At 57.7% G+C, this 14,529-nt stretch carries 14 protein-coding genes; 5 read left to right on the top strand and 9 right to left on the bottom strand.

The features are described 5' to 3' along the window. The 4 genes from ACWIUF_RS18015 to ACWIUF_RS18030 all read right to left on the bottom strand — a co-directional run. Window positions 1-403: AMIN domain-containing protein (locus ACWIUF_RS18015; protein ID WP_448573904.1), on the bottom strand; the 403-nt coding region annotated here is incomplete at its 3' end. Between the two features lie 233 nt (window positions 404-636). Then, a complete protein-coding gene (gene lipA, locus ACWIUF_RS18020; protein WP_448573905.1) occupies window positions 637-1,515 on the bottom strand; it encodes a lipoyl synthase in 879 nt (292 codons plus the stop codon). A gap of 200 nt (window positions 1,516-1,715) precedes the next feature. Continuing rightward, window positions 1,716-2,396: a GAP family protein gene (locus tag ACWIUF_RS18025; RefSeq protein ID WP_448573906.1), complete on the bottom strand. Its 681-nt coding sequence runs from the start codon at window positions 2,394-2,396 to the stop codon at window positions 1,716-1,718. A gap of 72 nt (window positions 2,397-2,468) precedes the next feature. Further along, on the bottom strand, window positions 2,469-3,248 hold the full coding sequence (locus tag ACWIUF_RS18030) for an RNA polymerase sigma factor SigF (protein ID WP_448573907.1): 780 nt from the start codon (window positions 3,246-3,248) through the stop codon (window positions 2,469-2,471). Window positions 3,249-3,757: 509 nt separating this feature from the next. On the opposite strand from ACWIUF_RS18030, the gene ACWIUF_RS18035 reads away from it, so the two are divergent. The 5 genes from ACWIUF_RS18035 (at window position 3,758) to ACWIUF_RS18055 (ending at window position 10,222) form a co-directional block, all read left to right on the top strand. Further along, complete coding sequence (locus ACWIUF_RS18035) at window positions 3,758-5,887, top strand: hypothetical protein (RefSeq protein WP_448573908.1); 2,130 nt, start codon at window positions 3,758-3,760, stop codon at window positions 5,885-5,887. Between the two features lie 18 nt (window positions 5,888-5,905). Beyond that, a complete protein-coding gene (locus ACWIUF_RS18040; protein ID WP_448573909.1) occupies window positions 5,906-6,598 on the top strand; it encodes a GvpL/GvpF family gas vesicle protein in 693 nt (230 codons plus the stop codon). A 443-nt stretch (window positions 6,599-7,041) separates the two neighbouring features. Next, window positions 7,042-9,012 carry a ShlB/FhaC/HecB family hemolysin secretion/activation protein gene (locus tag ACWIUF_RS18045; RefSeq protein ID WP_448573910.1) on the top strand — a complete coding sequence of 657 codons (1,971 nt, stop codon included), beginning with the start codon at window positions 7,042-7,044 and terminating at the stop codon, window positions 9,010-9,012. Window positions 9,013-9,222: 210 nt separating this feature from the next. Next, on the top strand, window positions 9,223-9,612 hold the full coding sequence (locus ACWIUF_RS18050; protein WP_448573911.1) for a hypothetical protein: 390 nt from the start codon (window positions 9,223-9,225) through the stop codon (window positions 9,610-9,612). A 106-nt stretch (window positions 9,613-9,718) separates the two neighbouring features. Further along, entirely contained in the window at window positions 9,719-10,222 is a 504-nt protein-coding gene (locus ACWIUF_RS18055; protein ID WP_448573912.1) for a DNA recombination-mediator protein A, read from the top strand. Window positions 10,223-10,231: 9 nt separating this feature from the next. Here ACWIUF_RS18055 and ACWIUF_RS18060 read toward each other — a convergent pair whose 3' ends face one another. The 5 genes from ACWIUF_RS18060 to ACWIUF_RS18080 all read right to left on the bottom strand — a co-directional run bounded on the left by ACWIUF_RS18060 (window position 10,232) and on the right by ACWIUF_RS18080 (window position 14,527). Next, a complete protein-coding gene (locus ACWIUF_RS18060; protein ID WP_448573913.1) occupies window positions 10,232-11,179 on the bottom strand; it encodes a cation diffusion facilitator family transporter in 948 nt (315 codons plus the stop codon). A 15-nt stretch (window positions 11,180-11,194) separates the two neighbouring features. Next, on the bottom strand, window positions 11,195-12,142 hold the full coding sequence (locus ACWIUF_RS18065; RefSeq protein ID WP_448573914.1) for a phosphatidate cytidylyltransferase: 948 nt from the start codon (window positions 12,140-12,142) through the stop codon (window positions 11,195-11,197). A 210-nt stretch (window positions 12,143-12,352) separates the two neighbouring features. Next, window positions 12,353-13,555 carry an aminotransferase class V-fold PLP-dependent enzyme gene (locus tag ACWIUF_RS18070; RefSeq protein WP_448573915.1) on the bottom strand — a complete coding sequence of 401 codons (1,203 nt, stop codon included), beginning with the start codon at window positions 13,553-13,555 and terminating at the stop codon, window positions 12,353-12,355. 4 nt (window positions 13,556-13,559) lie between these two features. Next, window positions 13,560-14,135 carry a hypothetical protein gene (locus ACWIUF_RS18075; protein ID WP_448573916.1) on the bottom strand — a complete coding sequence of 192 codons (576 nt, stop codon included), beginning with the start codon at window positions 14,133-14,135 and terminating at the stop codon, window positions 13,560-13,562. A 23-nt stretch (window positions 14,136-14,158) separates the two neighbouring features. Continuing rightward, entirely contained in the window at window positions 14,159-14,527 is a 369-nt protein-coding gene (locus ACWIUF_RS18080; RefSeq protein ID WP_448573917.1) for a YccF domain-containing protein, read from the bottom strand. Window positions 14,528-14,529 lie beyond the last annotated feature (2 nt).

Here is a 14,529-nt window from a genome sequence, read left to right on the forward strand (position 1 = left end):
GCGCAGTTGCTGTCAGCCGCTGGGGCGTTGGCAGTTGGACTTGCCATTGACTGGCCGTAATGCCCCGAAACTGGACAGCACCCGGATCGATCGTATAACCGGGGGCGAGTTCGACCACAATCCGAGTGGTTTGGGGATTAAACTGGGCCACCCGGACCGCCTGAATGGCTCCGCGCCCCGCCTGACTCGCCATCGGCTGCCCAAAGATCACCCCTGGGAGATCGATCACCAGACGGGTGGGGTTGGCAATGAGTTGCGCCGTGGGTTGCACCCCACCATTGGTGGTGAACTCCAACTGATTCCGGTTGGCATCAAATCGCCAAGTTCGGAGTTGGGCCGCTTCAGCCACTGTAGAGAATAAGAGCGCACCCAATAGCGTGGGCAGCAACCAGTAAGCTCGCACAGTTGTATTACCTCGTCGTGAACCTGATCCGAACGGTAGCGTTATTGACCTACCCTTAACTTCCAGGGTTCCCAGCCTACCCACCCGCGATAAGCGCAACAGGAATGTACGCAAGGTCCCCCCTACGCTCCGGAGCGATTAGCGAAACTGCATCTTAGGACAGCATTGGCCCCTTTGCCTAGGGGGATCACCCCGGCATCCTGGAAACCCTTGCCCCATCTGCTTGTCCAACCTTAAGGTCGGGAACGGGGATACCGATCCATCAGCGCGCGGACCTGCTCCGCATGGTAGGAACTACGGGTGAGGGGAGAGGCCACCACCTGCAAAAAGCCCATTGCTTCCCCCTGCTGCTGCCAATGGGTAAACTGGTCCGGCGGCACAAAGCTGTGGACGGCTAAGTGTTGCGGGCTGGGCTGGAGATATTGCCCGATCGTCAAAATATCGCAATCCACCGCCCGCAGATCTTGCATCACGGCTAGGACTTCTGCCTCAGTTTCTCCTAACCCGGCCATCAGGCCCGATTTCGTATAGAGCCAGGGAGCCTTGGCCTTGGACTGACGCAACAGTTCCAGACTGCGATCGTAGTTGCCCTGGGGCCGGACCCGCCGGTAGAGCCGGGGAACGGTTTCCGTATTGTGGTTGAGGACCTCTGGTGCAGCCGCAAGAATTTGGTCGAGGGCTGTCCAATTGCCACAGAGATCGGGAATTAAAACCTCGATCGTTGTTCCCGGTGAGACCGATCGCACGGCCTCAATGCAACGCACAAACTGGCTCGCTCCGCCATCGGCCAAATCATCCCGATTGACGGCGGTGATGACCACATGATTGAGGCGCAGACGGCGCACCGCTTCCGCCAGACGATCGGGTTCCGTCGGATCAAGGCCCCTGGGGGTTTTGTCAAAGTCAATATCACAGTAGGGGCAGGCACGGGTGCAGGCGGGTCCCATGATCAAAAAGGTCGCCGTCCCGTGATGGAAGCACTCGCCAATATTGGGGCAAGAGGCTTCTTCACAGACCGTATTCAGGGCGAGATCCCGCAGGATGTCCTTAACGCTGCCCACCCGCTGCCATTGTGGGGCCTTAACCCGTAGCCATTCTGGTTTTGTAATCACGCGATCGCTATCTTTGCACAGGGATACTGGATGCAGTCATCTTAACAAAACCGGCCCCTGCTTCCCGACTGGCGTGCCCGTGCCCTGACCACGACGCAAGGTGTCACGACGAACCTGACAGCCATTTGCCGGGCTGGCTCTCGCCCGCAATGATACCGACGTTACGACGAACCTGCTGACGATACTGGCTGTTGCCTGGGCTAGGGGGCAAGACCGGAGAGGCCAGAGGCCAAAAACCAGAGGCCAAAAACCAGTGAAATCACGACGATGAGTTCTCGGTTGCAGGCGGTCAACCCATCGGCCATGCGCTGGAGCAGGGGTTGGGATGACTTTGGGCGTAACACCCGCATCCCGATCGGCAACCACAGGAAAACTTCCGCCAGGATCACAAACAGGAGAAAGGCGATGGCACTGGCGGGTTGTCCCAACTGGGCTGCCGCGATCGTGGCCAGCGCACTCAGGGTGAACACCCATAATTTGGCGGCAATCAAGGGAAAACCTATCCCAATCCCCAAGGCCTTGGCCGGGGTTGCCTGCTCAATCAAGATCAGCCACTTGGGGGGTGGGGCATCTGGGTCATCGGCTCCCCGCCATTTTTTATAGGCCGTAATCAATAACAGGATACCCAGGACCATTAACAAGGTTGAAACGATCCCATTCTTGCCACTGCCTTCCTGGGCCGCCACCGCTGGTTCCGCTAACACGACACCAAAGATGACCCCCTGCAACAAACGGGTCAGCGTCATCCCGCTCACATAGGCCCCCGCCTTGAGGATGCCCTGGTGCGGGCTTTGCAGCAGTAACAGCCCCACAATGATTTGCACGGGCACGATCGCGCTGCCAATGATATAGGGCAATAGCGAGATAAATAAAGCTTCCATCCCCAACTTTCTCCCCCTCGCCTGAAGACTTGGCGAGTCCCTGTGATTTTAAGGGAGAAAGGGTATTTCCATCTAGGCGGAGAGGGACGCCTTGGCTTGGAGTGCAAGGGTCAGTTGGCGCAGGCCGCGTTGAATGCGACGGCTTACCGTCATCGGACTTACGCCAATCCGCTTGGCCACTTCCTTGCGGGATAGCCCTTGGATAAAAACAAATTCGATCGCGGCGCTGGTTTTAGCCTCTAGCTGGCTCAGGGCACCTTGGATTTGTTGGCGATCTTCTTCTAAGCGTTGCAGCGATTGATAGGCGGGGTCTGGTAGCGTGTCCCCCAAGGTCGTGCAGGAATCTGTTTGTTGGCAAACCGTCGAGTCCAGGCTCAGGGGCAGGCGATTTTGGCTGACTTGCTTCGCTTCCAACCAGTCTTGCAAGGATACCTGAAGGGCCTCTGCAATCTGTTGATCCGAGGGAGCCGTGCCCAATTGTTTCAGGAGTTCTTCCCGTAACCGTTGACCTTCCTTATGGAGTTCCTGCCAACGGCGAGGGACCTTGACGGCGCTGCCCCGATCGCGCAAAAAATGGAGAATTTCACCCCGGATGTAGGGAACCGCAAAGGAACTAAAGGCACACCCTTGGGTTGGATTGAAGCGTTCGATCGCCCGGATAAGACCGATGTAGCCTATTTGCTCTAAATCTTCGTAGGGTTCCGTGCATTGATAGCTAAGGCGATAGGCGACCTTACGGACTAAACCGGCATTCAAGCTAACTAATTGATTGCGGAGGGCAAGGGAAGGCTTCTGATAGTAGGCTAACAGCAGTTCCATCCCACGGGAACGGAGCGTTGATTGAGTTGCCATGATTCGCAGAGATTTCGCAGGTGCAATTTAATTGTGGATCTCACACCTATAAAGGACTAGCGTTGTTTTACGGTATTGTGATCGAGGCGACAGGTCCCCCCTCAGCGGAAATACGCAGGGCTACAACGATGGCTGTGAACAGTATCCATCTGTGGAAGAATTATCCGGATTACGGCTGGGCCTGAGTGCTAAATAAAATCAGCCCTGTCAACCTAATGTAGGGGATGAAAATGTGAGGAAACCTTTAGGCTGTATTGCGTAAAGTTTGATGAAACCATTAGATAGGTAGGATAGAGTCCCAATCATGCCCCTGGGTGAGTTGGCGACTGGCCTGACGCAATCCCAACTGGATTTTAAGGTTGGTTTCTGGGCACGTTTCCCTGCAAACTCATCAAGTTCTGTGAATAGCTAACCACCCACTGTAAACAACTGGGGTCTATGCTAGGGGGCGATGGACTGCACCACCGCCTTGCCAAGACCCACGCTGACCGTGTGCTGCCAGGTGAGATATGCCCCATACTGATCCCTCAAGCCCGTCTTTTCCCCCTACCCCGCCTGAAGGGGCCAGTGCCGCCGCTGCCCCGGCTGATCGTGGTGGCATGCCTGGGGTCTCCCCGCTGCCAGTAGAGGAGGAGGATACCTTCAGCCGGACAGTCCTGGTCCTGGCTGCCTCGGATCTGGAGTGGGTGAAGCCGCTGGCATCCTTGGCGAATGGGCAACCGCTGCCCTCGGTGCTCGCCCTGCCCTCGGTGTTAGGGGCGATCGAACCCCTGGTGGCAATGGTGACCCATCTGCGATCGCCCCAGGGGGACTGGCCGCCGGACCTCCCGCAGACGCCCGTGAACCTCTATCCCTATGTGGTGGATGAGGCATACGAGGCTCTCAATGCCTATCAAGCGATCCTCTCCACACCCCTGGCTGGGGAGGAAACCCCACCCTCGAATTACTGGACGCTCCAGGACCTTGCCCCCCGCTTGCTCTGGGCGATCGCCCGCACTAGTCCCGCTCTGATGAGCCTGCTGAGTGGGGTAACAGCCACCCTACTCACCCCAGCGGGGGAATGGCAGGGGGGATTGTTACGGCTAGTGGTGACCTTAACGGCAACACCAACGCTGGCTGGAGCGGTTCCTTGGACCGTGGATCTGGCGGTGCAACGTCCGCCGCTCCCGGGTGTCGCGCCCGATCGGTGTTTACGCCTGGGTTCTCCCCTTTCTACTGGGTCTGAAGGTACGGCAGGGCAGCTCTTGACCCATGTCCTGACCCTGCTTGAGCAGGATCAGCCCAGACTGGCCACCTGGTTCAAGGGGGTGACGGGGGACTGGTTAATCCCTGGCGCGGCTTGGCGATCGGGGACCCTCATCTTGCAATGTGGCCTCGAATTTATCCCCCTACCCACCCTGGTGGCCGCAGCGGCACGGGGCAATGCGATCGCCCTCACCACCCCAGAGCCAGAGCTAGCTCCCCCCCCAGAGGTTCCCTTAGCGGGTGTTTCTGTTCCCTTGTCCCTGGCTGATCTGAATCGGGAGGACACCCTTGAGGGGGATAGCGACATGGAGGGAGAGACAACCATCTTTTTCCTAGAAGAGGATGAGCGAGTAGAGGCTGAGCGAGTAGAGGCGGCTCAGGAGCCGGGCAGTGTGCCCGATCTGTCCCTAGATCGGAGGGCTGCCCCAACGGCGCCAGGGAACCTGGACGCGATCGCGGAGACGATTGAGCATGAGATGACCGATGAGGTGACCGATGAGGTGACCGATCTGATGCCGCCCTTCCCAGCGACACCCCTGGGGGGTGGGGCAAGCCCCCTAGTGGCCCGTTCTCGCCTTGCCGTCGAGGTTGCGTCCGATCCGGGGGATGAGACATTGCTCACGGCAGCCGCGATGTTTCCCGATCTGCCTGGGATCAGCATGACGATCACGGCAACTGGCCCGATCGCCCGGGTGGGTTGGCCCGTGGCGTCAACGGTTAGCGATCGGCCCGCCCTCTGGCGTGAGGTCTTACTGCAACGACACCTCTTGGCCCAGTTGCCCACCTGGCAAGCCTTGGCCCAAACCCCCGATCGGGCGTTGGCTGATCCCGATCCCCTGCTTCTGGCCCTAATTGAAACTGCTGGCATGATCGGGGCTGATTGGGAACAACCCGGCACCTGGCTGTTTCCTGGCGATCGGGGGCCAACCCAAGCTGCCAGTTGTGCCTTTGGGGATTGGTTATTAGCGCTATTTTGGGCGGTGACCCGAAGTTCCTATACGATCGCGCAACTGGTGGGTGGGGTCTATGCCCAAGTCCTGGCTCCGGAGCAAGGATGGCAAACGGGCACGCTGCGGTGGGTGGTGACGCTGACGATCGCGACCGAGGCGCAGACCTGGCATTGGGATTTGGCCACGCGTCAAGGGTTAACGGCGATTCCCCCCAGTCTCAATCCCCAGGCGATCGTGGGCGTGGAGCGTCTGGCGGCCTACCCCATGCCCATCCCGGCAGGGACGATGCACGCCCAACTGATGGCCCAACTGCGGGCGAATGACCCCCGCTTTATGGCGTGGGAAGCGGGGTTGCCGCTGCGCTGGCAGGCAAGGGAGGGGGCTGATTGGGAACTCGGTCAATGGCACCTCACCAGTAATCTAGAGTTTGTTGCCACGAGCTAGGACCGGATTGCTATTGCTATGTATGTCTATGCGCTATTACGAGCGGATGCGCTGCCGATCGCGTTGCCGCCGGGGTTACAGGCCCCCCTGGCCATCGTGAAGGCCGGACCCTTGGCCGCGATCGTTGAACCAGGATTGACGGCCCAGTTGTTGCCGACGGCGGAAGCGCCGTTAATCCAAGCCGTTTTGCACCACGATCGGGTGTTGTGTGAAATCTTCCAGCAGACGACGATCCTACCCCTACGGTTTGGGCGGTGCTTTGTGGCGGAAGCCAGTTTGCAGCAGTATTTACAGGACCAAGCCGAGCCACATTTACAGCAGTTAGCTGCCCTGGCAGGGCTGGCAGAATACGTGATTAAGTTGGCGCCTTTGCTCCTGACTGCACCCGAACCAGAACCGCCATCCTCAACGGGGGGACGGGCCTATTTTTTAGCGAAAAAGCAGCGTTACCAAACCTTACAACAACAACAAAGTCACCAGCAGGAAGAACGGCAAGCACTGTTAGCCGCGATCGTCCAGAGCTTCCCCGCTGTTCTCCCCGAATCGGCCACCGAGACAGGTTTTAATACGATCTATCTCCTCGCCAGCCGCAATCGTGTCGATTGGCAGGACCCCTGGCAGGCTTGGCAACATCAGTGCCCCCACTGGCAACTAACCTGCCAAGGTCCCTTTCCTCCCTACCATTTTCTCAGTAATTCCCTGACGACATGAGGGTACCGCAGAAAATACCGGTTGTCGCCACTGTGCCCACCCAATTATCAGGAGTTGATGCGGGCGGCTCTGCTGCCCCAAGTAATCCTAAGTAATCGAAATTCCCACGGGGAAATTAAATTTTTCAAAAGTCGCAATAAGGATACGAAATATCAAGTTACTAAGAGACTGTTTTCAAGGGGGGATCGCGGTTAAAACCGCGACTACGAACCGCGACGTTGGGCTGCCCTAAGGGTTGCTTGGCGTTTGTAGTGGCGACTTCAGTCGCCAAAACGGCTAGTTTCTGGACTTTGCAAACACCCTCTAAGGGTTGTCTGAATATGCACAACGATACCTGCTCCTGCTTGAGGATTGTCCGGGGTAGGGTATGGTATTAGTCAAGCGACAGGTAATCAGTTAGTTGAGGCTTGCTCCAGGTCACCTTAAAACTCTGAGGAAGGCGTGTGAAGAGTTCTTGTAACAGACGGTATCCCCAGGCAGCGAGTCGGCGATCGCCGGGTATCTTCCCCGGCAACGCGTTACGGTTATCACTGATGACGCTGGGAGGATTCCTGCCAATTGTGGGGAGTGGGCCTAGCTGGGCGGCGCTGCCGAACCCTACCGTCCCGGAACCCTGGCTAACGGATAGCCCTGATGCTGCATCGTTAATCGTGACCCCAGTTGTACCCCCTTCACGGCTTTCCCCATTGGTTTCTGGGGGGATTGCCCCCCCCACCGACTTGGCCGTGACAGAACGCCGCCATCCTTCATCCCATCGCTTGGCCCAGGACACCCGATCGCTGCCCAGCACCCTCCCCAACCCGGTTCCCCCAGCGCCGCCTGAATTTCCGCCGGCGGTGATACCTGCGCCCCAACCCGATCCGTTACAGGTGCCAGACCTACCAACGCCGACACCGGAAACGCCGTCTCCGGATGTTCCCGATACGGTGACCGTCGATCACTTTGCGTTTGAGGGGAATACGGCGTTTAGCGACGCGGAACTGGCGGAAGTTACCCGTCGCTTTACAGGACGCCCCCTAGGGTTTAGTGAACTGTTGCAGGTGGAGGCCCTGGTCACGAAAACCTACACTGATGCGGGGTATATCAACTCTGGGGCAGTGATTCCAGCCGGTCAGACCTTCCCACGGGCGGGGGCGGTGGTGACGGTGCAGGTGATTGAAGGCGGCCTTGAGGCGATCGAGGTGAGGGGGACCCGGCGGTTGCGGCCCGGTTATGTCCGATCGCGCTTGGCGATCGCGACAACGGCACCGTTGAACCGGGAACGGTTACTGGAAGCTTTACAGTTATTGCAATTAAATCCCTTGATTGAGAGTATTTCGGCGGAACTGCAAGCGGGAACCCGCCCGGAAGCCAGTTTACTCAAGGTGCAGGTGAGTGAAGCGGATGCGTTTGCGGTCGATCTGTTTGCCGATAATGGCCGGGTGCCAAGTGTGGGCAGTTTTGAACGAGGGGTGGAACTGCGGCATGGCAATCTCTTGGGCTGGGGCGATGCGCTGGCGCTGACCTATACGAATACGGATGGTAGTAATCAGTATGAGTTTAGCTATGCGCTGCCCGTGAATCCGCGCAATGGGACGGTGCGCCTGTCGGGTAGCCTAACGGATACGGAGGTGATTGAGGAGCCGTTCGATCGCATTGATATTACGGGGGAATCTAAATACCTGGAATTGAGTTTCCGCCAACCGATTATTGAGAAACCCAATCGCGAGTTTGCCCTGGGGATGATCGGGTCGTTCCAGGCAAGTCAGACCTTTTTATTAGGGGAGAAATTTCCCCTGTCGCCCGGAGCCAATGAGGATGGCATTACCCGTGTTACCGCAGTCCGGTTTTTCCAGGATTATTTGTCGCGGCAACCGAGGGCGGTGTTTGCGGCGCGATCGCAGTTCAATCTGGGTTTGGATGCGTTTGGCTCAACGGTGAATGAGGATGCCCCAGATAGTCGCTTTTTTAGCTGGCGAGGACAGGCCCAGTATGTACGCTTGTTGGCTGCGGATACGTTGTTGGTGCTGCGATCGGATGCGCAATTAACGCCGAATTCGTTGGTGCCTTTGGAGCAGATCAGTATTGGCGGTCTCAATAGTGTGCGGGGGTATCGGCAGGATACGTTGCTGACAGATAACGGCGTGTTTACCTCTGCCGAAGTGCGCCTTCCGGTGCTACGGGTGCCGGAGATTAAGGGGATTTTACAAATTGCACCGTTTATTGATTTTGGGGTAGGTTGGAACCATGACCGTGCATTTAAGGTGCAGGGAACTAATACCCTGGTCGGCACGGGGTTAGGGTTAATTTGGCAAATGAGCGATCGCCTGTCGGCTCGGTTGGATTGGGGGATACCTCTGACCGATCGCGAGGATAGCGATCGCACATGGCAGGAGAACGGAATTTACTTTTCGGTTCGGTTGACACCGTTTTAGCGACTGGTCAATCGGCAAGTTAGGAAGCCCGGCTGGAACGCGTTGTTGGAAATGCTCAATGATTCCTAGCGGGGCTGTTAGGCTCAACAATAGGGAGTGTGGGTTGACCGCTGCCACGGCTCGTCAAAAGCAGGCGGTAGCCGCTATCGTGGGGAGCATGGCAGTAAAATCCGGTTTTGAGTTTTTCCACCCTACCTTCTTGCCCCCAGTATGTTTGGTATTTTTCAGCAAAGTAGCCTCCGTATCGAAATTGCCGCCTCCGGAACGGCCATTCGCGACAGCCTCATTCGTCCAGCCCAGTTTCAGCAATGGCTATCCCCCCAACAGTTTTCCGCAGGTCTCCCGGAAACCCTTACCCAAGGTCTCACGTTTACCAGTCATCTGGGGCCGATCGCAGTGCAGCATCAGGTCGATCGCGTGGAGGACACTTGTCTGCGCCTTCTCCTCAGTCAAGGGGTGGATGGGTTCCATGAATGGTACTGGGGAGAGGGTTGGGTACAGTCACGGCTAGAGGGCATTTCGGTCCTGCCTTTAAATCTCGCCCAAACGCTGAATTTACTGCGGCTACGGGCCTACCTCGGTCAGGCTAAGGTGGCATAACCATAACCGCAGTTTTCAAGCTGGCCTGCGGGCATTTGCGAAAATCCAGCGTCCGCACCCGTGCCAGTCTGCTAAAATAGCGGGGTTGTGTTAGCCGAACCTACCCTTGAGTCAAGCTGTAGACTTACCCAGAGTCGATGTTTTCCTTCAGGAACTAGCCGCCATCCAGCAGATGGGTTCCAAACGGATTGCCATTCTTGGGTCACGCCATGTCCCCCTGACCCATCAGCAAATTATCGAGTTGATGAGTTACGCATTGGTACTGGCGGGTAACCAGATTATGACATCGGGGGCCACGGGAACCAACCATGCAGCGATTCGGGGGGCAATGCGGGCCGATCCTAATCTATTGACGGTCATCCTCCCCCAGAGTTTAGAGCGCCAGCCCCGTGAATCGCGGGATCAGTTGGAACAGGTGATTCATCTGGTGGAGAATCCGGATAACGATCACCTCAGTTTGGCCGAAGCCAGTTCCCTCTGCAACCAGGAGATTATTTCCCGCTGCCAACAATTGATTTGCTTTGCGTTCCATGACAGCCACACCCTGCTCTCTACCTGCAAGGTCGCTGAGGAGCAAAGTAAGATCGTGACCTTATTCTATTTCGACTAGCACAGCAGCCTAAATGCGATGATCTGGCTCTAGAGCGCAGGGATGATCGGAATCGCCGGTTTCTACCTGGATGGTGACGTGCTCAATCCCAAAGCGATGCTGTAGGGCATGGCTGGTTTCGGCGAGGAAGCGATCGCCCGGATAGCCCGTCGGGATCACTAAATGCACCGTTAACGCTGTTTGGGTTGTACTCATCGCCCAAATATGCAAATCATGTACCCGCTCCACCTGGGGTAGCTCACCTAGAAACGTGCGCACTGCCAGCGGTTCAATGTGGGTCGGCACCGCATCCAGGGCCAATTTCAAGGCATCCTTGAGGAGATCCCAGGTGCCCCAAACCACCACACCGACAATGATCAGGCTAATCAGCGGGTCAAACCAATACTGCCCCGTGAGCAGAATCGCAATCCCCGCAAGAACCACGCCCAGGGAGACCAGCGCATCCGCCGCCATGTGCAAAAAAGCGCCGCGAATATTGAGATCGCGATCGCGCCCTGCCTGAAACAAGAGCGCCGTCAAGGTATTGATCACCACCCCGACACTGGCAACGGCAATCAAGATACCCCCGGCGATCGGACTCGGTGTCGCCAAGCGATTCACCGCTTCCCAGGTAATCCCCCCCATTGCCAACATTAGCAACAAGGCATTTAGCAAAGCGGCCAGGATCGAAGAGCGGCGAAAACCGTAGGTATACCGCTGGGTCGGCGGCAGATGGGAGAGGTAATTCGCCCCCCAGGCAATCAGCAACCCCAGCACATCACTCAGGTTATGGCCCGCATCCGCCAGCAACGCCAGCGATCCCGTCAGAAAACCGACACCGGCCTCGATCGCCACAAACCCGACATTGAGCAACGTGCCAATCAAAAAGGCGCGGCGGTAGGTCTTGGGGGCTTCCGGCGAGGGATGGGCGTGGGCAAGCCGGTGATCAGGGGAATGGGAATGGGAATGAGCGGCCATTGGGGGGAAGATTCGTCATGACAGGAGGGGTAAAAATAAGGTAACAAAATAGTAGACAAGGGGAGCCGTGAAGACATAACTATCGGCGCGATCGAGGATGCCCCCATGTCCTGGAATTAGCTGTCCGGAATCCTTCACCCCCGCATCCCGCTTCATCATGGATTCCGTCAGATCCCCCAATAAACTGGCAATACCAATCAGGGTGCCCAAGGCTAACCCGACCAGTGCCCATTCCGGCCAGTGAAGATACCAGGCCCCCGCGATCGCCACGCCAATACACCCTAATCCCCCCCAGACCGATCCTTCCACGGTTTTCTTGGGGCTAATGTGGGAGAGTCGGGTACGCCCCACCAGCTTGCCCATCAGGTACGCCCCAATATCCGCCGCCCAAATGCACATAAACGCCAGGAGGGTGACTTTCAAGCCCGTCGGTGCGCTGAGCAGATCTGACCAGTGGCTTGGCCAATAGCCCCCCAGGGGCAGGTTGCTACTCGCCGCGCTCTCCAGCGATCGCAGTCGCACCCAATAACTCGGCAAATAGCCCCCATAGAACAGGCCCAAAATCGACGTGGCAATATCGGCGATCGTCGCCAACTTGGGTTGAAACAACAGGTAAAAGCAAATGAATGTTCCCGCCACGGGCAACACCGCATCCGCTAGGGTCGGTGAGAGGGTAGCCAAAATCAATAACACCTGGCTAACCACCATCGTGGTCTTGGCGGCTGGGGCAATCCCCGTCGCCCGGACCAATTGGAAATATTCCCGCTGGCCCAAAAACACAATCAAACAGAAGCACAGCGTAAAGTACCAACTGCCCGCCACCGTCATGGCGATCGCCAACACGATCGCCACCAGACCACTCACAATGCGCGACCAGGGCATGACAAACTTGGCGGGCGGCGTGAGGGGAGGCGGGGCAGCCGTTGAATTAGGCGGCGGCGGCACGGACGAGAGGGAGGGCATAGGGCGACTCTCCAAGCCTGCTTAAGGGCAGGGATCGATTGGCATAAGCTGAGGTTAAGAAGCCATGAGTTCACTGTGACATATTTTGGGAGTCCCCAACAGTTATTGATAAATGCCCGCATGGGTGAGTGCCCTCAACCCCAAATCCGGATGATGGGGCACGGCTCCTGCCCGTTGTTGTCACCCCCTAACCTAGAGCCATCAAGTCGATCACGAGCATTGCCCTAACACATCCGCGAGATATTCATACTGGGATAGGCGATTGTAAAGCTGGGCCGAAAGGCGAATCAGGCGGGGGTAGGGAGCCTGCCAGGGAATAATCGGTACTTCAATTTTAAAGTCCTGCCAAAGCCGATCGTAGACATCAGCCGGTAAGCGCGACGGTAAGGGCAGCGATACCATTGCCCCCACCAGATCATCAGGAGCCGGTGCGGGGATATCCCAAACCTGACAGAGATAATCCCTAGCCCGCAGGGCCAAGGTGCGATTCCGTTGGTATATCTCAGGCCAGCCTCCCGGTAATAGCGCGGCGATCGCGGCGATCGCCGTGGGCACACAGAGGTAAGGGGTGAAATCAGCCGTGCCGGTCCAGTCAAACTCCAGCCAAAAGCGGGAGCGATCGTGCCGAGGCGAATTCGCACCATGACTGATGATGAGGGGGCGCAGCCAGCGGTGTTGATCGGATTGGGCATAGAGAAAGGCGGCTCCCTTGGGGGCACAGAGCCATTTGTGACAGTTGCCCGTGTAGTAGGTGGCCCCCAGGCTTTGCAGATCCAACGCCACCATCCCTGGTGCATGGGCACCATCGATCAAGGTGGCAATCCCCCGTGCTCGGCAGGCTTGCACTAGGGGCGCGATCGGCAGCACTAGGCCCGTTTGGCTGGTGACGTGATCCAGGAGCACCAACCGGGTTCGGGGGGACAGGTGGTCCAGAACGGCCCCGATCGCCTGCTCAGCCCTCGCGATCGGAAACGGCATCGGTACCACCACGACCTTGGCCCCGCTCCAGGCCGCTGCAAACTCCAGGCTATTACGGCTGGCGTTATATTCGTGATCCGTGGTCAACAATTCATCCCCCGGTCGCAGGCGATCGGGATGGGCCGGATCACACAGCGATCGCAGCACGGTATTAATCCCCGTCGTTGCATTGGGGACAAACACCAGATCCGTCGGTGCCGCCCCCACAAACTGGGCGAGGCTATCCCGTGCTGCGTCGAGTAGGGGTTCAAGATCACGGGCAAAAAATTGCACTGGTTGCTGCTCAATGCGCGATCGCAGGGCCTGCTGTGCGTGTAACACCCCCGTTGGGCAAGCCCCAAATGATCCATGATTCAGGAAGGCGATCGCCGGATCAAGCAACCAATGGCGGGCAAATTCCGGGTCAGGCCGGCCCCGATCGGGTAGCTCAGGCATCTAACTAAGCCAGGGTGAGGGCGATCGTCCCGGCATCGATCAGCAGGAGAAACAGGGTCAACAGCAGAAGAATGCCGTACATCCAGGGTTGGGCCAGGGGGCGAATATCGCGGGTATCGAGGGCAGTGTATTGCTCGATCAGGTGCAGAAATCGGCTGAACCCGGCAATCCGCATGGGCAACAGGTAAGCTTGGCCGTCATGACTCAGAAGATAGTAAACCAGCCCCCCTTGCCCCGTTGTGCGCGGTTTGAGGGCAGCGATCGCCGCCCAGGGCAGAAACCAACCCGGTCGTAACGCCGTTGGTACCCAGGGTGCATAGCTCAGCCGGATACCGTCACCGTCTACCGTGACGCGATCGCTCAGGGCCGCAAGCAGCACTACCCCCCCCAAGATTACCCCCACACTTAACGCCCAGGCGGGGACGGGTGCTTGGGTCATTTGGCTGAGAAAGGGGAGCGGCAGGGTCAGGGCCACATAAAAGCCCAAGAGGGTCAACCGGATCAGGGGCGAGATCCGGAAAACGGCGGGCAAGGGGATGGGACGGGGATTGTGATCGGCGGACGGGTTGGGTTGAGACATGGCTTCTGGGCAGGCATCACGCCTTAACGGAGGTCACGGCCAAAGGGGAACAGGGCCAGGGGGATCAGTTTCCAGTGTTGCAGGGCGAAGGGAATCCCAATGATGCTAATCGCCAGGATCAACGCCCAGAATAGGTGATTCAGGGCTAAGGTCCACCCCCACACCAACACCCAAATAATATTGAGGATCATGTTTACCGTACTGCCCGCCGACTCGGTTCGCACGATATCGCGGCCAAAGGGGAGCAGGGCCGCCACCCCCAGCTTCATCGCCGCTAGCCCAAAGGGAATGCCAATGATGGTTAGGCAAAGGGCCAAGCCGCCGATAATGTAGCCCAGGCCGGTGAGGAAACCGCCAAAAATTAGCCAAATAATGTTGCCCAGTAAGCTCATAA

The sequence above is a fragment of the Trichothermofontia sp. genome (genome assembly GCF_053493415.1).